Source organism: Pseudomonas lini, from assembly GCF_001042905.1.
Classification (GTDB): domain Bacteria; phylum Pseudomonadota; class Gammaproteobacteria; order Pseudomonadales; family Pseudomonadaceae; genus Aquipseudomonas; species Aquipseudomonas lini.
Genome location: NZ_JYLB01000006.1, coordinates 378,662 through 398,447, shown reverse-complemented (window position 1 = coordinate 398,447; position 19,786 = coordinate 378,662). Strand labels below are relative to the sequence as shown.

Sequence of the window (19,786 nt, the reverse complement as noted above, 5' to 3'; positions counted from 1 at the left end):
CGGCCTCTTCGCGGGCAAGCCCGCTCCCACAGGCTTCTCTGCCAACCACAGAATTTTTGATCGGCAACAGATCCCTCGTACTCCCGGGAACAGATTTTGCTGTCAGATGTGATCGGCGCCATTGCGTCGACGTCATTAGTGGCTCAATTTAGCGTCATTGCCTCGGAAGGCCTTCGCACTTCATGTCATCGACCACATTTCGGCAATCTCTGCGTCGCCTCTGGGCGCTGGATAAATTCAGCTACAGCGTGCGGGTATTCATCGCCCTGACCGGCAGCATGGCGCTGTGTTGGTATCAGGATGAAATGGGACTGCTGATCCCGTTGTTCCTGGGGATCATCGCCAGCGCCCTGGCTGAAACCGACGACAGTTGGCAGGGGCGCCTCAACGCACTCGCAGTGACGCTAGTGTGTTTTATGGTCGCCGCCCTGTCCGTCGAACTGCTCTTCCCCTACCCCGTCCTCTTTATCATCGCCTTTGCACTGGCCAGCTTTTGCCTGACCATGCTAGGCGCGCTGGGCGAACGTTATGGCGCGATTGCTTCGGCAACACTGATTCTGTCGGTCTACACCATGATCGGCGTGGATCAGCGCGGTGGCGCGGTCACTGATTTCTGGCACGAACCGGTGCTGCTGGTGGCCGGTGCGGCCTGGTACGGCTTGCTCTCGGTGCTGTGGCAGGTGCTGTTTTCCAACCAACCGGTGCAGCAAAGCCTGGCGCGGCTGTTCCGTGAGCTGGGTTATTACCTGAAGCTCAAATCGTCACTGTTCGAACCGATCCGGCAGCTGGACGTGGAAGCGCAGCGGCTGGAACTGGCCCAACAGAACGGTCGGGTGGTGGCGGCCCTGAACGCTGCCAAGGAAATTATTCTGCATCGGGTCGGCGACGGTCGGCCGGGCGTGAAAGTCAGCCGTTATCTGAAGCTGTACTTCCTCGCCCAGGACATCCACGAGCGCGCCAGTTCTTCGCACTACCCCTATAACGCGCTGGCCGAGGCGTTCTTTCATAGCGACGTGCTGTTCCGCTGTCAGCGCCTGCTGCGCCAACAAGGCAAGGCTTGCCGCGCGCTGGCCGAATCGATCCAGATGCGCCAACCGTTCATCTATGACGCAAGCTTCGCCGAGGCCCTGAGCGACCTGCACGCGTCCCTCGAACACCTGCGTATCCAGAGCAATCCGGCCTGGCGCGGTCTGCTGCGTTCGTTGCGAGCGCTGGCTGCCAACCTCGGCACCCTCGACCGTTTGCTCAGCGACGCCAGTAACCCCGATGCACTCGCAGACGCCACCGATAGCAGCCTGCTCGACCGTTCGCCACGCAGCCTCAAGGATGTCTGGATACGCTTGCGCACGCAGCTGACGCCGACCTCGTTACTGTTCCGCCATGCCCTGCGCCTGCCCCTGGCATTGAGCATCGGCTACGGCATGGTGCATTTGATCCACCCATCGCAAGGTTACTGGATCATCCTCACCACGCTGTTTGTCTGTCAGCCGAACTACGGCGCCACCCGCCGCAAACTCGGGCAGCGGATTATCGGCACCGCCATCGGCTTGACCGTGGCCTGGGCGTTGTTCGATCTGTTTCCGAATCCGTTGGTGCAATCGTGCTTCGCCATCGTTGCCGGGGTCGTGTTCTTTACCAACCGCACCACCCGCTACACCCTGGCGACAGCCGCGATCACGCTCATGGTGCTGTTCTGCTTCAACCAGGTGGGCGATGGTTATGGGCTGCTTCTGCCACGGCTGTTCGATACCTTGCTCGGCAGCCTGATCGCCGGGCTGGCGGTATTCCTGTTCCTGCCGGACTGGCAGGGTCGACGCCTGAACAAAGTGCTGGCCAACACCCTGACCTGCAACAGCATTTACCTGCGCCAGATCATGCAGCAATACGCCGCTGGTAAAAGCGACGACCTGGCTTATCGCCTGGCCCGACGCAACGCCCACAACGCCGACGCCGCGTTGTCGACGACGCTGGCCAATATGCTGATGGAGCCGGGGCACTTCCGTAAGGAAGCGGATGTCGGGTTCCGTTTCCTGGTGCTGTCGCACACCTTGCTCAGCTATTTATCGGGGCTGGGGGCACACCGCGAAACCCAACTACCGTCAGACGTGCGCGAGCATTTGATCGACGGCGCCGGTGTGAACCTGGCTGCCAGCCTCGACGAAATAGCCCAAGGCCTGGCGAGCAAACAGCCGATTGCGATTCAGAGTGATGAGGAAGAAGCCCTGGCCAATGGGCTTGAGCAGATGCCGGATGAAATCGATGAAGGGCAGCGGTTGGTGCAGACGCAACTGGCGTTGATCTGCCGGCAACTGGGGCCGTTGCGGACGTTGGCGGCGCATTTGATCAAGGATACGAGCGAAGCCTGAGATGTGCAGTGTCTGTGCTGACGCCTTCGCGGGCAAGCCCGCTCCCACAGTGATTTGTGGCGTTCACATAATCTGTGTTCAGCTCCGAACCCTGTGGGAGCGGGCTTGCCCGCGAAGGCGTCAGCACAGACACCGCAGGCCTTTCAGATCACATCCCATGCTGCCTGAGCAACTCCTCATAACTCCCATCAGCCTTCATCGCCGCAATCTCGCGGTCGAAACCGGCGACGATCTGTTCATGCCGGGGGTTCTTCAGGCTCACCAGAATATGCAGGCTGTTCTCGCTCAACGGCTTGGGCAAAAACTCCACGGCGTTGCGTACCGTGGATGATTCCCGAGCGAGGTAATACCGGGCGACGAACTCGTCTTCCAGAGTCAGCTTGACCCGGTCGGCCGCGACCATGCGCACGGCCATGGCGAAGTTATGCACAGGAACTTTCTGCAGCGACACATCATCGTCGAATGCTTGCGAATAGGCATAACCGCGTACCACCGCAATCGGGTAGGCGTGCAGTTGTTGCAGGTTGCTGAATTCGATCGGCGTGTCTTTGCGCTTGAGAAAGCGCACGCGGTTGAGCAGGTATTCGCCGGAAAACTGCCCCAGTTTCGTGCGCTCGTCGGTGTACCAAGCGTTGACCAGCACGTCATAACGCCCCTCGCCTACCCCAAACAAGGCTCGCGCCCACGGCACCTGTTCGAAATCACTGGCATAACCGGCCCGGGCCAGCGCGGTGCTGACGATGTCCGTGGCCAATCCGCCATTGACCAGCGTGGCGTCGGTAAAGGGTGGCCAGGCATCGGCGACCAGACGCAGCTTTTGCGCTGCCGCAGCCTGTGTCAGCAACAGCAATCCAATCAAAGCAAATGCTCGATGCAATCGCGGCATGCCAGAAAATCCTTAGCGGGCGGGCTGCCCGACGTGTTCTTCAGCCAAAACTCCAAGGCCCCTCTACCGACGAAACCCAGGTCCTAACACTAGCTTATCGACGACATTGCACAGCGCTTCATCGCAGATTACACAAAGAAGACAATCTCGCGAGAAATGAATGATGGCATTTTGGCCTTTGTCACAGATTTCTCTGCCATCAAGACATCTCACGTCAGGACGCTTAGTATCGGAGCAACGTTGTTCAAGGAATCTGAAGATGACAATCGATTGGGTCTGCAAACACCACAGCGATCTAGGTAAAGAGCAGCTGTATGCCATTTTGCAGCTGCGCGCCGAGGTGTTCGTCGTCGAGCAGAAATGCCTTTATCAGGACATCGATGGCCAAGACCTGGAAGGTGACACCTGCCATTTGATGGGCTGGGACGGGGATCGACTGGTGGCCTACCTGCGATTGCTCGACCCGGAGTTACAGGGCGGCGACGTGGTGATTGGCCGTGTGATCATCGCTCCCGCTGCACGCGGCACCGGGCTTGGGCATGAAATGATGAGCCAAGCGTTGAAACAGGCCGAAAAGCACTGGCCTGAAGTGCCGATCTACCTCTCGGCCCAGGCGCATTTGCAGGGGTACTACGGGCGGTACGGGTTTGTGGTGGTGGGTGAGGAATACCTGGAGGATGACATTCCGCATATCGGGATGCGTCGTCCGCAATGATCGTTCCCACGCTCTGCGTGGGAACGCCTCAATGGACGCTCTGCGTCCGCTCTTGGGACGCGGAGCGTCCCGGGCTGCATTCCCACGCAGAGCGTGGGAACGATCGGGGTCGGTAATTCAGGGATACTCCAACACCGCTTTAATCTGCCGCAGATTACGCTCGATCCACCCCCGATCAATCGCCCCCCACTCGCGAATCCGATAGCGCCCCGCATGGTTGCGCGCGCCTTCTTCCTGCTCGAATTCACAAACGATATCCAGATCCGCCAATGCCGCGATGGTGTCCTGGGCCGTGCGCCGAGGCATGCCGGTGACTTCGGTCAACGCCGGGACGCTGCTGGCCAATTCGCTGTCGATCAGGTACGCCACGTATAACCGGCGGTAGAAGCTGCTTTTGGTCTTGCTCACGTCCATCCATGCGCTCCTTATTATTAGAAGATCAAAAGATCGCAGCCTTCGGCGGCGCCCACAGGCGCGTAGGAGCTGCCGAAGGCTGCGATCTTTTGATCTTGATCTTGTACTTCTATTGCATATCCCGCCACGTCAGGTACACCCGCAAATCGAACTCCACCTGGTGATACCCCGGCAACATGTGTTCGCACAGCTTGTAGAACGCCTTGTTGTGATCCGACTCCTTGAAGTGCGCCAGCTCATGCACCACGATCATTTTCAGAAACCCGGAGGGCGCGTCCTTGAACAACGAGGCGATGCGAATTTCTTTCTTGGCCTTGAGCTTGCCGCCTTGCACCCGGGAAATCGCAGTGTGCAGGCCGAGCGCGCGGTGGGTCAGGTCCAGACGGTTGTCGAATAACACCTTGTCGATGGCCGGGGCGTTACGCAGGTATTCCTGCTTGAGGTCCAGAGCATAGGTGTACAGCGCCTTGTCGCTCTGCACCCCGTGCTTTTCCGGATATCGCTGGCTCAGGTAGTCGCCCAGCCGACCTTCGGCGATCAGCTGTCGCACCTGGTCCTGCAACGTAGCAGGATAGGCTTGGAGGTATTTCAACGCGGTCATTGGGGCGGCAACACGAGTCACGAAAAGGTCGCCAGTGTAACGAATTCAACTCGTCAGCGCGCTCCAGTCGAATGGCTCCACAAAGTGTCGGGTGTCTTCGGCCATCAGCGGTCGCGCGACCAGGAACCCCTGAACATACTGGCAACCGTTGGCTTGCAGCCATTCATATTGCGCCACGGTCTCCACCCCTTCGGCAATCACTAACAGACCGAACTGTTTGCACAAATCAATGACACTGCGTGCCAGCGCCGCATCCCGTTCGGACCCCGGCAACCGGGCGATCAAATGCCGGTCGAGTTTGAGCGTGTCCAGTTCCAGGTCGCGCAAGTGCGCCAGCGAACAAGCCCCGGAGCCAAAATCATCCAGCGCCACCCGCACTCCCAAATTGCGCAGCAAACGCAGCTGCTTGCGGGTTTCGTCGGGGTTAAGCATCAAGGCCTCTTCCGTGACCTCAACCTCAAGCTGCCGCGGCTTCAAACCATGGCGTTCCAGTACCTGACGCAGTTCGGTGACCAGATTGGGCAAACCGAATTGCGTGCTGCTCAAACTGACGCCCAGCACCAGATCTTCGGCAAACAAGGTTTCCCAGGCTTTTCGCTGTTTGGCCCCGCGATGGTAAATCCAGCTACCAAGACGACTGATCAAGCGCGCCTCTTCCAGCAACGGCAAAAACAGCCCCGGCGGCACATCGCCGACACTCGGGTGCTGCCAGCGCAGCAACGCCTCGAACCCGCGTATCTGCCCGTCGGCAATGGCTACCTGAGGCTGATACACCAGGTTGAAATCGCGATTCTCGATGGCCGTGCGCACGCTCTCTTCGAGCATCAGCCGCGAGCGCGCCCGGCCATTCATTTCGTGATCGTAGAAGCGATATTGCTGACGCCCCGCGCGCTTGGCTTCGTACATGGCGATGTCGGACGCGCGCATCAACCCGTCGAGATTAGCCCCGCAGTCGGGGTAAGTGGCAATGCCGATACTGGCGCCCAAAGCGATGTCCATGCCTTCGATTTGCTGACAGATCGACACCCGTTCGATGAGCTTTTCAGCAATCTTTGCCGCTTGCTCAGGGAGCTCAAGATCCAGCAGCGCGGTGAACTCATCGCCGCCCATCCGCGCCAGAATATCGAAGGGCCGCAGACACGCCTTCAGCTGCTCGGACACCCAACGCAACACCCTGTCGCCAGCATCGTGGCCGAGGGAATCATTGACCCGCTTGAAGCCGTCGAGGTCCAGGTACAACAGCACCCAGGTGCTGTCGGAGCGTTCGCCGCGCAGCAGCAGATTTTCAACGGTCTGGTAGAAACCCCGGCGATTGAGTAGCCCGGTCAGCGGATCGGTCACCGCCTGGAACTCCAGCTGCTGATGCAGATGGCGCACCACCGACATGTCCAGCACCGTCACCACCATGGCGTGTTGTTCGGTGGGCAAAGGCGCGCAGGACAACGCCACCGGCACTTGCTGGCCGGGCGCGGTACGCAGCAACGCATCGTGCAGGCGCAGGGTTTCACCGCGTTTGTAGCCGGCAAACAATTCGGAGTCGGCCCAGATCGGGATGTGCGGCTTTTGCAGGAAATCGAGAAACTCTTTGCCTTGCAGCTCGTGCACCGTGGCATTGAGCAGGCGGGACATCGCCGGGTTGGCAAAACGGATCAGCCCGTCCTCGCCCACCACCAGAATGCCTTCGGCGGCGTTATCCAGCACCGAGGCATTAAAGGCACGAGCGACTTCCAGGTCATGGCTCAACTGCTGCAAGGCACGGCGATTACGCTGATGCTCGAGCAGGGCCTGGACTTTGGGTTTGAGAATTTGCGGGTCGAACGGTTTGAACAGGTAATCCACCGCACCACTGGCGTAGCCCTTGATCACAGCGTCCTGAGATTGTTCGTTGGCGGTGAGAAAAATGATCGGCGTGAGGCGGGTACGCTGGCTGCCACGCATCAAGCGCGCCACTTCGAAACCGTCCATACCTGGCATCTGCACATCCAGCAGCACCAGGTCGACGTCGTGTTCGAGCAACAGGCTGAGCGCTTCAAAGCCGGAAGCCGCGGTGATGACCTGCCAGTCCTGGCGCTGTAACAACGCGCGCATGCTGATCAGGTTTTCGGGGTAATCATCAACAATTAAAAGGATTGAGCTGCCTTCAGCTGGCGTAGGTTGTGCGCATTCCATGCTGCATCTCTTGTGCTGGACCTCAGGCCGGTCTCTTGTGAAAACCGGGCACATAGTGCGACTTCACTCTAGACCCGGATCCACGAAAGCAGAAGCAGCGAGAGTGGCATCACTTCGGTAAAGTTTCGCATAGCCGACTAACGGTCATTCCTACAGCCCCCGTAAACCGGGAGAGATGGCATTTCGACAGGATGTTGACGTCAACCATCTGCCAAACGGGCATTAACAAACAACCGTTCAACGCTTATAAAGACGGCCCGAAGGCGCGTGTTAGAGCTTCTGGCACGTGCGTACAGAAAAAAGTGGAAGCTCGAATATGATCGATCTCGCAACCTGGAACCTCAGCGTTCCTGTCGGCAGTCCGCCATACACCGTTGAAACAACCAAACTGGTGGACGGCTTCAAGGATCAATACTTCCACTCCGACACCGGCACCTTGTTTTTCTGGTCCCCGGTAACTGGCACCCGCACCGAAAACGCGGTTTACCCTCGCACCGAACTCCGCGAAACCTACAGCAATGGCACGCTGAAAAACTGGTACTACCCCGACGCCGATAACTTTCTGCGTGCGACCCTTACGGTCAGCAAGGTACCCAGCACGGGCAAGATCGTCATTGGTCAGATCCATGCCTACAAAAGCCAGAAGCCCATGGTGAAGCTCGAATATCAATACAAGGACTCCAGCGACACCGGAAACATCGTCGCCAAAGTCCGCATGCACCCCGACGACGACACCGCCCGGGTCATCACCATCGCCACTGGCATAAAACTCGATCGGGAATTTTCCTACCTCATCCACCTCAGCCCCGGCGGTGCATTGGGCATCAGCGCGGCGGGCTACCAGTGGGACACCGACATCAGCGCGATGTGGCGTGATAAACCGCTGTACTTCAAGGCCGGTGTCTACGTGCAGGACAACACCGGGTACACCAGCGAAGGCGGGGAAGCGACGTTCAGCAAGCTGGATATTGATCACGATACCTAAGTTGACTCGATCTACTGTAGCAGCTGCCGAGGCTGCGTTCGGTCGCGAAGCGGTCGCAGTCCGGCACATACGGTTCACCTGAAAAAACGTGGAGTCTGATTTTGCGACTGCAGCGCAGTCGAACGCAGCCTCGCAAGCTCGACAGCTGCTACGGGCAAAGAACGATCCGGGCATCCGTAAAACTCGTAGGATCGCTCCGACTGTGGCGAGGGGGCTTGCCCCCGTTGGGCTGCGAAGCAGCCCCAAGCCCCATCACCCAATTTCCTCAGACACACCGCAGTGCCCGGTTTTACGACGGCTGCGCCTCCGAACGGGGGCAAGCCCCCTCGCCACAATGAACGCGCACGGTCCTACACCCCGGTTGCAGCCACCAAAGTCGCCGCTTATAGTTCGCCCCGTCGCCGGCAACAGTCGACGATAGGGTTTCGCAGCCCTACCGAGTTAGAACCACAACCGTCAAAATACGACACGGGCAGCATTTGCCCGTACTCGTTTTTATGGCGGCTGTGCGTGGGAGACCTTTTGGTCTGCCGGGTCTTCCTCCTCGGTCTGCGAACCCGCGCACAGCTACCACCCCATTTGTTTAGCGCCACCGACTACCCGTCCTGATGCTCCGCTTCGCGAACGTCTCAACGCCGTCAGCAAATACATGAACCTACGCCGAGAACGGTATCAAGGCTCAATTTCCAAGCATTAAAAACCCGCATTTCTGCGGGTTTTTTATTACGTGCTTATTCTGACTCTTTCGGCAATGTGAAAGGCGCGGGCCCTTTAGAGTTTTGGATACTTCCCGGCTCTGGTGCAACTGGAATGGTGACAGGCGCAGGGCCTTTCGCTTTTGGTTTTACATCCTTGGTGCTCATAACTGCGTACTCCATTACAGGGTGGAGTTTTATCCTGAGAGAATCGATAAAGGTTGTCTACTGTCAGATATGACAGTCATTTAGATACATTTGCGATAACGCGCCAAACCAAAGACGAGACAAAAAATTTATCTATGCTTATCACCCCAATCAGCTGTCCGTCTTGCCCACCGGTTTGCGCCTTAACCCCGACACAACTGTGTCATTCAGCGCCGCCATCCGCCCGGCATCCCACTCACGCTGCATATACGTAAACAGCTCGCCATCCACGCGATTCCGATTGGCCGCTAACGCTTGAGTCATCGCCTCGGCAATACACTCAATGATCAAGGCCGGCCTATCCACCGCGCAGTGTTTTCGACCGAACTCAATCAATTGCTGACGATCCGGGTAGTTTTTTACTTTGTTCATCTTGATGGCCAACGTACGGTCAACCAATGACCGCCCGGATTTGGGGTTGTAATTTTCGTAGACGGTCGTGGTCGTGACATCGAAAACCGGTGCCAATTGCACCGTTTCCAGCGCATCAGGATGGGTGTAGATCACCCCGAAATTCTTCAGGTGTGCGTCTCCGTTGCGGACCATGACTGAAAGACAAACCGAAGAGAAAAAGCGCTCCAGTTCGCGTACCGGATCGCCATGCCGGCAGACTTGGCCAATCACGGCCGCAAGGGTTTCATAGCTTTGGGAATACTTGTAGTTGTCATGGGGATCCTTGTTGAGCCCCAAAAGGACAGCCATGTCTTCGAACCCGAGCCGACCGGAAGCGGTCAGATCGAATCGCTCCATCACAAACAGATCACCGTTTTCCGAAAGCCAGAACGGCGGTGTTTCCAGGCCAGCAAGACGGGCCGCTTCCAGGCAGAGAAATTCATTCTGAGCCAGATGTGCGTACTCATCGGCGCCTGACTTAACAATCAGATCGGAGCTGAGCATGGTTTTTCGATGACCGGTGAGCTTATCCAGATCGGGTACCAGCACCTTGGGCTGCACACCTGAAATGCCCGACTCGAAGTAGGTATCGACGAGGAACTCGAAGACACCTTGCGAGGCATCCGCAGACAGGATTTCCTGCAGGCCGACCTGAGCACGAACGGACACGAGTGCCTCTATCGGGTTCTGGTAGGTGAGGCGCCCGATTTGATTCCCTCCGATGACCGATAACAGGCGCATTTCATCCACCTGCATGTGCTTGGCCATCCGGCGTTTGATCTGATCGGCCAGAAACCCTTCAGGCACATTCATATCGAAAATCGGATGCAGCACATTGCTCACCGAAGGCGTCGGGTCATAGGGCATGACCAGTGAGACTTCCCTGGGCGCATCGGCGGACTCGTAGGCAAACGAGAACTGCGAACCCTTGGACAGTTCGCCCGAAAAGCCTTGCGGTGTCATGACGTTGAGTAGCTTGACCTTACTCATCGTGCTCTACCAGATCAGCGAGGGATTTGAGGTCAATTCGGTTGTCGACAATTTCAAGCGCCATGCCCAGCGCTGATAGCACCCTGAACGCGGTGTACAGCGCGACATTTTCACCAGCCTCAAGGTCAATGATGGTTTTGCGGTTGCATTTTGCTCTGTGCGCCAGTATTGCCTGGCTATAGCCTTTGGCGCGTCGCAACTGGCGGACTCTTTCACCGAACACAGAAGGGTTATGTAGGAGCATGAATGTCACCTATATAGGACTTTTCTAGCGAATATTTTTATTATGTCCACTATAAGTAACATTTCAAGCGCCTTACGTCCGACAACGGCCAGATAAAATTCCGCCCACAAAAAACCCGCCTCTCGGCGGGTTCTTTATCAACACAGTTTAACGCTCAGGCTCAGTTCACCTTAGCGTTCAACTCACCCTTCAGATAACGCTGGTACATCCCTTCCAACGAGATCGGCTTGATCTTCGAAGCGTTGCCCGCTGTACCAAATTGGTTATAACGGTCAATACACACATCACGCATGGCAGTCACGGTCGCGCCGAAGAACTTACGCGGGTCGAACTCGCTAGGGTTGGTAGCCATCAGGCGACGCATTGCACCGGTGGAGGCCAGGCGCAGGTCGGTGTCGATGTTGACCTTGCGTACGCCGTGCTTGATGCCTTCGACGATTTCTTCAACCGGTACGCCGTAGGTTTCTTTGATGTCGCCACCGTACTGGTTGATGATCGCCAGCCACTCTTGCGGAACCGAAGACGAACCGTGCATCACCAGGTGGGTGTTCGGGATGCGTTTGTGGATTTCTTTGATGCGGTCGATGGCCAGCACGTCACCGGTAGGTGGCTTGGTGAACTTGTAGGCGCCGTGGCTGGTGCCGATGGCGATGGCCAAGGCATCAACCTGAGTGCGTTTGACGAAGTCAGCGGCTTCTTCCGGGTCGGTCAGCATTTGGCTGTGATCAAGAACGCCTTCGGCGCCGATGCCGTCTTCTTCACCGGCCATGCCGGTTTCCAGCGAACCCAGGCAGCCCAGCTCGCCTTCTACCGATACGCCGCAGGCGTGAGCCATGGCGACGGTTTGTTGGGTAACGCGGACGTTGTAGTCGTAGTCGGTTGGGGTCTTGCCGTCTTCGCCAAGGGAACCGTCCATCATCACCGAGCTGAAGCCCAGTTGGATGGAGCGCTGGCAGACGTCAGGGCTGGTGCCGTGGTCCTGGTGCATGCACACCGGAATGTGCGGGAATTCTTCGATTGCCGCCAGGATCAGGTGACGCAGGAACGGTGCACCGGCGTATTTGCGAGCACCGGCCGAAGCCTGGACGATCACCGGGGAGTCAGTCTTGTCAGCGGCTTCCATGATGGCGCGCATCTGCTCAAGGTTGTTGACGTTGAAGGCTGGAACGCCGTAGCCGAACTCGGCTGCGTGGTCCAGCATCTGGCGCATGCTGATAAGTGCCATTGTGTGTGTCTCTCCCGGTTGAGGGTCGTTAATCGTGCCAGCCTGCCGTAGCGGCGGCGGCTATTCAAGTTATTGCAGATCGGGGGTTGGCCCGGGCTGCGAATTCGGTGTTGCCAAAAACCTTGTGTCGCTGAAACCTTGTGGCGAGGGGGCTTGCCCCCGTTCGGCTGCGAAGCAGTCGCAAATCGGATGACGCGCTTTAACTGAAGCACCGCGCCTGCTGGCTTCGGGAGTGCTTCGCACTCCAACGGGGGCAAGCCCCCTCGCCACAAAAGCCCGCTTGTGTCTTACTCGGCTTTACAACCGCGGCCAATCAAATCATTGGTGGCGACCCAGTACACCAGGCCCTCCTCACCTTTTACGTGAAACGCCAGCATGTCGTTGCTGTACAGCGAACCTTCGGCGCCCGGTTCAAGCTTCAAGCGGTAGACCTGATCGGCACCGCCCAGGCGAACGTCGACTTCCTTGCGGCTGACGTCAGTGTAGCGCCATAGTACTTTGGCCTGGCTGTCGCAGGTCCAGGTGGTCCAGCTGTCCGCTGGCTCGGCAGCGTTGAACAGGTTCAAATTGGCGCAACCTGCCAGCAATGCCAGTGCTGCAACGGCGATAAAGCGTTTCATCCGTGTTCCTCGACTGACGGCACACGCCGCCAGCCTTGAGTAAAGAGTCAGACCCCTCAAGGGCAACCATGTTCCTTGGCTGGGGCCTGTGTCTCGTATTTCTCCAGGCCATCGGGCCCGGAACGCTTGTTGATCACCGGGTTGGTTTCCGCCTGCCAATCGGCCTGGTAGCAGCCTTTTTCCTGTGTTTGCGGCGCGGGTTCCGGCGTGGCTTTCGGGTTACTCCCGCAAGCCGCCAGCATACCCGCGACGATCAACAGCATTAAGGTCCTGACCATCTGAACACTCCTTTGCCTGGTCAAATGCGCGGCCTCAGGCCTTGGCCCGGCTTTCCAGGACTTCAACGGCCGGCAGCACTTTGCCTTCGACGAATTCGAGGAACGCGCCGCCGCCGGTAGAAATGTAGGAGATTTGCTCGGCAACGCCATATTTATCGATAGCCGCCAAGGTGTCGCCGCCGCCAGCGATGGAGAATGCCGAGCTTTCCGCGATGGCCTGGGCCAGCACTTTGGTGCCGTTACCGAACTGGTCGAATTCGAACACGCCCACCGGGCCGTTCCACAGGATGGTCTTGGACGACTTCAGCAGCTCGGCGAAATTCGCCGCGGTCTGTGGGCCGATGTCCAGGATCATGTCGTCGGCGGCCACGTCGGCGATCAGCTTGACGGTCGCGGTCGCGCTTTCAGCGAATTCCTTGGCAACCACCACGTCCACCGGCAATGGCACGCTGACCTTGGCGGCGATTTCGCGGGCGGTGTCCAGCAGGTCCGGTTCGTACAAGGATTTGCCGACCGGATGACCGGCAGCGGCCAAGAAAGTGTTGGCGATGCCGCCACCGACGATCAGCTGGTTGCAGATCTGGCTCAGGCTGTTGAGCACGTCGAGTTTGGTCGACACTTTGGAGCCGGCAACGATAGCGGCCATTGGCTGCGCCGGGGCGCCCAGGGCTTTGCCCAGTGCATCCAGTTCGGCGGCCAGCAACGGGCCAGCGGCGGCGACTTTGGCGAACTTGGCCACGCCATGGGTCGAACCCTCGGCGCGGTGAGCGGTGCCGAAGGCGTCCATCACGAACACATCGCACAGGGCGGCGTATTGCTTCGCCAGTTCGTCAGCGTTCTTTTTCTCGCCCTTGTTGAAGCGCACGTTTTCGAACAGCACGATGTCGCCGGCTTTCACGTCGACGCCACTCAGGTAATCGGACACCAGCGGCACTTCGCGGCCCAAGGCCTTGCTCAAGTAGTCAGCCACTGGCTTGAGGCTGTTCTCGGCCGAGAACTCGCCTTCGGTCGGACGGCCAAGGTGCGAGCAGACCATCACGGCCGCGCCTTTTTCCAGGGCCAGCTTGATGGTCGGCAGCGAAGCCAGGATTCGCGCATCGCTGGTGACAACACCATCCTTGACTGGGACGTTGAGGTCTTCGCGGATCAGTACGCGCTTACCTTGCAGATCGAGGTCGGTCATCTTCAACACGGTCATGGGTCGCATTTCCTGGATAGCTGTTTTAGAGAGCAGGTTTTGGTTGTGGTGCAGCTGTTTGCAAATAGTGTTCTGCAACGTCCAGCATTCGATTGGCAAAACCCCATTCGTTGTCGAACCACGCCAGGATGTTCACCAGCCGTGGGCCGGAAACGCGGGTCTGACTGGCATCGACGATGGCCGAATGTGGGTCATGATTGAAATCACAACTGGCGTGAGGCAACTCGGTGTAGGCCAGAAGGCCCTTGAGCGGGCCATGGGTGGCGGCCTCGCGCAGAATCCGGTTGACCTCGGTGGCGTCGGTATCGCTTACGGTCTGCATCGTAATGTCGAGGCAGGACACGTTAACCGTCGGCACCCGCACGGCTTTGGCCTGAATTCGCCCGGCAAGTTCCGGCAGCAGGCGTTCAATGCCTCGCGCCAGACCAGTGGACACCGGAATCACCGACTGGAACGCCGAACGGGTGCGGCGCAGGTCTTCGTGGTGATAGGCGTCGATCACCGGTTGATCGTTCATTGCCGAGTGGATGGTGGTGATCGACACATATTCCAGACCAATGGCCTGATTCAGCAGGCGCAACAGCGGCACGCCGCAGTTGGTGGTGCAGGAGGCGTTGGACACCAGCAGCTCGTCGCCGGTCAGGCAATCCTGGTTCACACCGTAGACGATGGTGGCGTCGACATCCGCCTCGCTGGCCATCGGCTGGGAAAACAGCACCCGTGGCGCGCCAGCGTCGAGGAAACGCTGGCCATCCTGACGAGTGTGGTAAGCGCCGGAGCACTCCAGCACCAGATCGACGCCCAGTGACGCCCAATCGATGCCTTCGGGGGTGGCACTGCGCAGAACCTTCACGCAGTTGCCATTAATATGCAGACAATCGCCCTCGACCTTCACTTCGCCGGGAAACCGCCCGTGAGTGGAGTCGAAGCGTGTCAGGTATTCGATGCTGGCCATGTCGGCCAGATCGTTGATCGCGACAATTTCAAACCCGGCCGTCGAGCCTCGCTCAAACAACGCACGCAAGACGCAACGACCAATCCGGCCGTAGCCGTTGAGTGCAACTTTGTAAGGACGCGGTTGAGGCATGGGGTTCTCGATTACCGTGGTGAATCCGTCAGTGTTGCGTTGAATGTTCAATTGCCTTCGCGGGCAAGCCTCGCTCCTACAGATCACTTGTCTGTGGAATTGGATGATTTCCAATCCGGCAGACAACACATGACCCTGTAGGAGCGAGGCTTGCCCGCGAAGACGTCAGCACAGACAACGCAACTGTCGGACTTAGTCTTCCAGCAGCTCTTCAGCCTGACCCAGGATGTTTTCCAGGGTGAAACCGAACTCTTCGAACAAGGCAGGCGCAGGCGCCGACTCGCCGTAGGTGGTCATGCCGATCACGCGGCCTTCCAGGCCCACGTACTTGTACCAGTAGTCCGCGTGGGCGGCCTCGATGGCGATACGTGCGCTGACCTGCAATGGCAGAACCGCTTGCTTGTAGCCGGCGTCCTGGGCTTCAAAGACGCTGGTGCACGGCATCGAAACAACACGCACCTTGCGGCCTTGCTCGGTCAGTTTGTCGAAGGCTTGAACGGCCAGGCCGACTTCCGAACCGGTAGCAATCAGGATCAGCTCAGGCTCGCCTGCGCAGTCTTTCAGCACGTAGCCGCCACGCGCGATCTCTTCGATCTGGATCGCATTGCGGGTCTGGTGCTGCAGGTTCTGACGGGAGAAGATCAGTGCCGACGGACCGTCGTCACGCTCCAGAGCAGATTTCCAGGCCACCGCCGATTCAACGGCATCGGCTGGACGCCAGGTGTCGAGGTTCGGCGTGCAGCGCAGGCTGGCCAGTTGCTCGATCGGCTGGTGAGTCGGGCCGTCTTCGCCCAGACCGATGGAGTCGTGGGTGAACACATAGATGATGCGTTTCTTCATCAACGCCGACATGCGCACTGCGTTGCGGGCGTATTCCATGAACATCAGGAAGGTCGCGCCGTAAGGCACCAGGCCACCGTGCAGGGCCACGCCGTTCATGATCGCGCTCATGCCGAACTCGCGAACGCCGTAGTACATGTAGTTGCCGCTGGCGTCTTCGGCGGTGACGCCTTTGCAACCTTTCCACAGGGTCAGGTTGGAACCGGCCAGGTCAGCCGAACCGCCGAGCAGTTCCGGCAGCAGCGGGCCGAACGCATTCAGGGCGTTCTGGCTGGCTTTACGGCTGGCGATGGTTTCGCCCTTGGCCGCGACTTCAGCGATGTAGGCAGAAGCTTTTTCAGCGAAGTCAGTCGGCAGGTCACCGCTCAGGCGACGAACCAGCTCGTTGGCCAGCTCCGGGAAAGCCGCGGAGTAAGCAGCGAAACGTTGATCCCACTCGGCTTCGGCAGCGCGACCGGATTCCTTGGCATCCCACTCGGCATAGATGTTGGCCGGGATTTCGAACGGGCCGTGGTTCCACTTCAGTGCTTCACGGGTCAGAGCGATTTCCGCGTCACCCAATGGGGCGCCGTGGCAGTCTTCCTTGCCTTGCTTGTTCGGCGAACCGAAGCCAATGGTGGTCTTGCAGCAGATCAGCGTTGGCTGCTCGCTTTTGCGCGCCGTGTCGATGGCGATCTTGATTTCTTCCGGGTCATGACCGTCGACGTTGCGGATCACTTGCCAGTTGTAGGACTCGAAACGCTTCGGTGTGTCATCGGTGAACCAGCCTTCGACTTCGCCGTCGATGGAGATGCCGTTGTCGTCGTAGAAGGCGATCAGTTTGCCCAGGCCCAGCGTACCGGCCAGGGAGCTGACTTCGTGGGAAATGCCTTCCATCATGCAGCCATCACCCAGGAACACATAGGTGTGGTGATCGACGACGTTATGGCCGGGACGGTTGAACTGCGCTGCCAGGACTTTTTCTGCCAAGGCGAAACCCACGGCGTTGGCCAGACCTTGGCCCAGTGGACCGGTGGTGGTTTCAACGCCCGGGGTGTAACCGAATTCCGGGTGACCCGGGGTGCGGCTGTGCAGCTGGCGGAAGTTTTTCAGGTCATCGATCGACAGGTCGTAGCCGGTCAGGTGCAGCAGCGAGTAGATCAGCATCGAACCGTGACCGTTGGACAGCACGAAGCGGTCACGGTCGGCGAACGATGGATTGCTCGGGTTGTGCTTCAGGTAGTCACGCCAAAGTACTTCGGCGATATCCGCCATACCCATAGGGGCACCGGGATGGCCGCTGTTGGCTTTTTGCACGGCATCCATGCTGAGGGCACGAATGGCGTTGGCACGCTCACGACGGCTGGGCATCGCTGTTCTCCTGCGGATATTGAATCGAGAGTGAATAAAACGAAACGGAAAAAAGGCGAGCATTTTCCCTCACCCACCCGCCTCGGGGCAATGACAGATAGTCATCTGAAGGCGTTTTTCCAATGGATAACGACGTATTCGACGGGTGAAACCTTTCCGCCGTTCGTTTGCTGACTGAACCTAACGCTGAGAAGTGCCATCTATCGAGCAATATCAAAACTTTTTGATATTGCTCTTGCGGTGATTTCTGACCGTCACTAGACTGCTGGCCTTATGAATTTACGCGCACCTTCCATTCGACATGACGATTGCGATGAGCTGGCGGCCCTGTGCAAGGCCGGCGGCGATCCTCTGCGGCTGAATGTATTGCGCGCGCTGGCCAACGACTCGTTCGGCGTACTGGAACTGGCGCAGATCTTCGGCATCGGCCAGTCCGGCATGAGTCATCACCTCAAGGTTTTGGCCCAAGCCAACCTGGTGGCGACCCGCCGTGAAGGCAATGCGATTTTCTACCGTCGCGCCCTGCCCCATACCGATCTGCTGGGCGGCAAGCTGCATGCCGCGCTGCTGGAAGAAGTGGACAACCTGACCCTGCCGACTGACGTTCAGTCGCGGATCGGTCAGGTCCATGGGCAACGGGCGGCGGCCAGCCAGGACTTTTTCTCACGGGTTGCGGAGAAGTTTCGCGCCCAGCAAGACTTGATCGCCGGCCTGCCGCAATACCGCGAAAGCGTGGTGGCATTGCTCGACAAGCTGAGTTTCGGCCCCGACGCCACAGCCATCGAAGTGGGCCCAGGCGATGGCGGTTTTCTGCCGGAGCTGGCGCATCGTTTCATTCAAGTCACCGCGCTGGACAACAGCCCGGCGATGCTCGATCTGGCCCGCCAGGTCTGCGAACGTGAAATGCTGGCTAACGTCAGCCTGCAATTGGCCGATGCATTGAACGGTATAAGCCTCAAGGCTGATTGCGTTGTACTGAACATGGTACTGCACCATTTCGCCGCGCCGGCCGAAGCACTCAAGCGCATGGCCGACTTGCTGCAACCGGGCGGCAGCCTGCTCGTGACAGAGTTATGTAGCCACAACCAGAGTTGGGCCAGGGAGGCCTGCGGTGATCTATGGTTGGGGTTTGAACAGGACGATCTGGCCCGTTGGGCCACCGCTGCGGGACTCGTTCCCGGGGAAAGCCTCTATGTAGGCTTACGTAATGGTTTCCAGATTCAGGTCCGCCATTTTCAGCGACCGGCTGGCGACACTCACCATCGGTAAATTCAGGAAAAAATCGAGATGAGCGAATACTCCCTCTTCACCTCCGAGTCCGTGTCTGAAGGGCATCCGGACAAAATCGCCGACCAGATTTCCGATGCGGTGCTGGACGCCATCATTGCTGAAGACAAGTTCGCCCGCGTGGCGTGCGAAACGCTGGTGAAAACCGGCGTGGCAATCATCGCAGGTGAAGTCACCACATCGGCCTGGGTCGATCTGGAAGACATCGTCCGTAACGTGATTCTCGACATCGGCTACAACAGCTCCAATGTCGGTTTCGACGGCGCGACCTGCGGCGTGATGAACATCATCGGCAAGCAGTCCCCTGACATCAACCAAGGTGTCGATCGTGCCAAGCCTGAAGATCAGGGCGCCGGCGACCAGGGCCTGATGTTCGGCTACGCCAGCAACGAAACCGACGTGCTGATGCCAGCACCGATCACCTTCTCGCACCAATTGGTTCAACGTCAGGCTGAAGCCCGTAAATCCGGCCTGTTGCCTTGGCTGCGTCCGGACGCCAAGTCGCAAGTGACTTGCCGTTACGAAGGCGGCAAGGTTGTCGGTATCGACGCCGTTGTACTGTCGACCCAGCACAACCCTGACGTATCGTACAAAGATCTGCGCGAAGGCGTGATGGAACTGATCGTCAAGCACGTACTGCCTGCCGAGCTGCTGTCCAAGGACACCCAGTTCCACATCAACCCGACCGGCCAATTCATCATCGGTGGCCCGGTTGGCGACTGCGGCCTGACCGGTCGCAAGATCATCGTCGACAGCTACGGCGGCATGGCCCGTCACGGCGGTGGCGCGTTCTCCGGCAAGGATCCATCGAAGGTTGACCGTTCGGCAGCTTACGCCGGTCGTTACGTGGCCAAGAACATCGTCGCTGCCGGCCTGGCCGAGCGTTGCGAGATTCAGGTTTCCTACGCGATTGGTGTGGCACAGCCTACGTCGATTTCGGTGAACACCTTCGGCACCGGCAAAATCAGCGACGACAAAATCGTCAAACTGGTTCGCGAAGTGTTCGACCTGCGTCCATACGCGATCACCACCATGCTCGACCTGCTGCACCCGATGTACCAGGAAACCGCTGCGTACGGCCACTTCGGTCGCACTCCGGCCACCAAGACCGTGGGCGACGATACGTTCACCACGTTCACCTGGGAAAAAACCGACCGCGCCGACGACCTGCGTGTCGCAGCTGGCCTGTAAGACTTTTCCTGCGGTACCCAAAGCCCCGCACGGTTCGCCGTGCGG

17 protein-coding genes are annotated in these 19,786 nt (G+C 58.6%); 5 read left to right on the top strand and 12 right to left on the bottom strand.

Annotation, left to right across the window (positions count from 1 at the left end):
- Positions 1-182 precede the first annotated feature (182 nt).
- A complete protein-coding gene (yccS, locus tag TU81_RS20050; protein WP_048396365.1) occupies positions 183-2,366 on the top strand; it encodes a YccS family putative transporter in 2,184 nt (727 codons plus the stop codon).
- Between the two features lie 148 nt (positions 2,367-2,514).
- Here yccS and TU81_RS20045 read toward each other — a convergent pair whose 3' ends face one another.
- Entirely contained in the window at positions 2,515-3,252 is a 738-nt protein-coding gene (locus TU81_RS20045) for a substrate-binding periplasmic protein (RefSeq protein WP_048396364.1), read from the bottom strand.
- A gap of 259 nt (positions 3,253-3,511) precedes the next feature.
- Between TU81_RS20045 and TU81_RS20040 the strand changes: the two genes are divergently transcribed.
- Complete coding sequence (locus TU81_RS20040; protein ID WP_048396363.1) at positions 3,512-3,967, top strand: GNAT family N-acetyltransferase; 456 nt, start codon at positions 3,512-3,514, stop codon at positions 3,965-3,967.
- A gap of 117 nt (positions 3,968-4,084) precedes the next feature.
- Here the strand turns inward: TU81_RS20040 and TU81_RS20035 are convergent, their stop codons facing one another.
- The 3 genes from TU81_RS20035 to TU81_RS20025 form a co-directional block, all read right to left on the bottom strand.
- Positions 4,085-4,381, bottom strand: a complete 297-nt coding sequence (locus TU81_RS20035; protein ID WP_048396362.1) for a winged helix-turn-helix domain-containing protein — start codon at positions 4,379-4,381, stop codon at positions 4,085-4,087.
- A 109-nt stretch (positions 4,382-4,490) separates the two neighbouring features.
- Positions 4,491-4,982, bottom strand: a complete 492-nt coding sequence (locus TU81_RS20030; protein ID WP_038981072.1) for a M48 metallopeptidase family protein — start codon at positions 4,980-4,982, stop codon at positions 4,491-4,493.
- A 45-nt stretch (positions 4,983-5,027) separates the two neighbouring features.
- Positions 5,028-7,151: a putative bifunctional diguanylate cyclase/phosphodiesterase gene (locus TU81_RS20025; protein WP_038981069.1), complete on the bottom strand. Its 2,124-nt coding sequence runs from the start codon at positions 7,149-7,151 to the stop codon at positions 5,028-5,030.
- 316 nt (positions 7,152-7,467) lie between these two features.
- Here TU81_RS20025 and TU81_RS20020 point away from each other — a divergent pair, with 316 nt between their 5' ends.
- Positions 7,468-8,136, top strand: coding sequence for a polysaccharide lyase family 7 protein (locus TU81_RS20020; protein ID WP_038981067.1), 669 nt, complete (start codon positions 7,468-7,470; stop codon positions 8,134-8,136).
- Positions 8,137-9,149: 1,013 nt separating this feature from the next.
- Here the strand turns inward: TU81_RS20020 and TU81_RS20015 are convergent.
- From TU81_RS20015 to tkt, 8 genes are all read right to left on the bottom strand, one after another.
- On the bottom strand, positions 9,150-10,421 hold the full coding sequence (locus TU81_RS20015; protein WP_038981065.1) for a type II toxin-antitoxin system HipA family toxin: 1,272 nt from the start codon (positions 10,419-10,421) through the stop codon (positions 9,150-9,152).
- Complete coding sequence (locus TU81_RS20010; protein ID WP_008010309.1) at positions 10,414-10,665, bottom strand: helix-turn-helix transcriptional regulator; 252 nt, start codon at positions 10,663-10,665, stop codon at positions 10,414-10,416. Before TU81_RS20010 ends, TU81_RS20015 begins: the two co-directional genes overlap by 8 nt.
- A 160-nt stretch (positions 10,666-10,825) precedes the next feature.
- Positions 10,826-11,890: a class II fructose-bisphosphate aldolase gene (gene fba, locus TU81_RS20005; RefSeq protein ID WP_007945427.1), complete on the bottom strand. Its 1,065-nt coding sequence runs from the start codon at positions 11,888-11,890 to the stop codon at positions 10,826-10,828.
- 287 nt (positions 11,891-12,177) lie between these two features.
- On the bottom strand, positions 12,178-12,510 hold the full coding sequence (locus tag TU81_RS20000; RefSeq protein WP_038981062.1) for an MliC family protein: 333 nt from the start codon (positions 12,508-12,510) through the stop codon (positions 12,178-12,180).
- 56 nt (positions 12,511-12,566) lie between these two features.
- Positions 12,567-12,788, bottom strand: a complete 222-nt coding sequence (locus TU81_RS19995) for a hypothetical protein (RefSeq protein ID WP_038981061.1) — start codon at positions 12,786-12,788, stop codon at positions 12,567-12,569.
- Between the two features lie 34 nt (positions 12,789-12,822).
- Complete coding sequence (locus tag TU81_RS19990) at positions 12,823-13,986, bottom strand: phosphoglycerate kinase (protein WP_038981058.1); 1,164 nt, start codon at positions 13,984-13,986, stop codon at positions 12,823-12,825.
- Positions 13,987-14,011: 25 nt separating this feature from the next.
- Positions 14,012-15,073, bottom strand: a complete 1,062-nt coding sequence (gene epd / locus TU81_RS19985) for an erythrose-4-phosphate dehydrogenase (protein WP_038981056.1) — start codon at positions 15,071-15,073, stop codon at positions 14,012-14,014.
- Between the two features lie 192 nt (positions 15,074-15,265).
- The gene (tkt, locus tag TU81_RS19980) at positions 15,266-17,263 is read right to left on the bottom strand and encodes a transketolase (protein WP_038981054.1); all 1,998 of its coding nucleotides are present in this window, start codon (positions 17,261-17,263) and stop codon (positions 15,266-15,268) included.
- A 273-nt stretch (positions 17,264-17,536) separates the two neighbouring features.
- On the opposite strand from tkt, the gene TU81_RS19975 reads away from it, so the two are divergent.
- Together TU81_RS19975 and metK are read left to right on the top strand one after the other, a co-directional pair.
- Positions 17,537-18,532 (top strand): ArsR/SmtB family transcription factor, encoded by a 996-nt coding sequence (locus TU81_RS19975; RefSeq protein ID WP_048396361.1) that lies wholly within the window; start codon positions 17,537-17,539, stop codon positions 18,530-18,532.
- Positions 18,533-18,550: 18 nt separating this feature from the next.
- Complete coding sequence (metK, locus tag TU81_RS19970; protein WP_038981049.1) at positions 18,551-19,741, top strand: methionine adenosyltransferase; 1,191 nt, start codon at positions 18,551-18,553, stop codon at positions 19,739-19,741.
- Positions 19,742-19,786: the final 45 nt, after the last annotated feature.

What these genes read in the sequence shown, in the direction of transcription:
- TU81_RS19995 (WP_038981061.1), bottom strand. Translation starts at nt 12,788, where the DNA reads ATGGTCAGGACCTTAATGCTGTTGATCGTCGCGGGTATGCTGGCGGCT.
- TU81_RS20015 (WP_038981065.1), bottom strand. Translation starts at nt 10,421, where the DNA reads ATGAGTAAGGTCAAGCTACTCAACGTCATGACACCGCAAGGCTTTTCG.
- TU81_RS20000 (WP_038981062.1), bottom strand. Translation starts at nt 12,510, where the DNA reads ATGAAACGCTTTATCGCCGTTGCAGCACTGGCATTGCTGGCAGGTTGC.
- yccS (WP_048396365.1), top strand. Translation starts at nt 183, where the DNA reads ATGTCATCGACCACATTTCGGCAATCTCTGCGTCGCCTCTGGGCGCTG.
- TU81_RS20030 (WP_038981072.1), bottom strand. Translation starts at nt 4,982, where the DNA reads ATGACCGCGTTGAAATACCTCCAAGCCTATCCTGCTACGTTGCAGGAC.
- TU81_RS20025 (WP_038981069.1), bottom strand. Translation starts at nt 7,151, where the DNA reads ATGGAATGCGCACAACCTACGCCAGCTGAAGGCAGCTCAATCCTTTTA.
- TU81_RS19990 (WP_038981058.1), bottom strand. Translation starts at nt 13,986, where the DNA reads ATGACCGTGTTGAAGATGACCGACCTCGATCTGCAAGGTAAGCGCGTA.
- TU81_RS20010 (WP_008010309.1), bottom strand. Translation starts at nt 10,665, where the DNA reads ATGCTCCTACATAACCCTTCTGTGTTCGGTGAAAGAGTCCGCCAGTTG.
- TU81_RS20040 (WP_048396363.1), top strand. Translation starts at nt 3,512, where the DNA reads ATGACAATCGATTGGGTCTGCAAACACCACAGCGATCTAGGTAAAGAG.
- TU81_RS20035 (WP_048396362.1), bottom strand. Translation starts at nt 4,381, where the DNA reads ATGGACGTGAGCAAGACCAAAAGCAGCTTCTACCGCCGGTTATACGTG.
- metK (WP_038981049.1), top strand. Translation starts at nt 18,551, where the DNA reads ATGAGCGAATACTCCCTCTTCACCTCCGAGTCCGTGTCTGAAGGGCAT.
- TU81_RS20020 (WP_038981067.1), top strand. Translation starts at nt 7,468, where the DNA reads ATGATCGATCTCGCAACCTGGAACCTCAGCGTTCCTGTCGGCAGTCCG.
- tkt (WP_038981054.1), bottom strand. Translation starts at nt 17,263, where the DNA reads ATGCCCAGCCGTCGTGAGCGTGCCAACGCCATTCGTGCCCTCAGCATG.
- epd (WP_038981056.1), bottom strand. Translation starts at nt 15,073, where the DNA reads ATGCCTCAACCGCGTCCTTACAAAGTTGCACTCAACGGCTACGGCCGG.
- TU81_RS20045 (WP_048396364.1), bottom strand. Translation starts at nt 3,252, where the DNA reads ATGCCGCGATTGCATCGAGCATTTGCTTTGATTGGATTGCTGTTGCTG.
- fba (WP_007945427.1), bottom strand. Translation starts at nt 11,890, where the DNA reads ATGGCACTTATCAGCATGCGCCAGATGCTGGACCACGCAGCCGAGTTC.
- TU81_RS19975 (WP_048396361.1), top strand. Translation starts at nt 17,537, where the DNA reads ATGAATTTACGCGCACCTTCCATTCGACATGACGATTGCGATGAGCTG.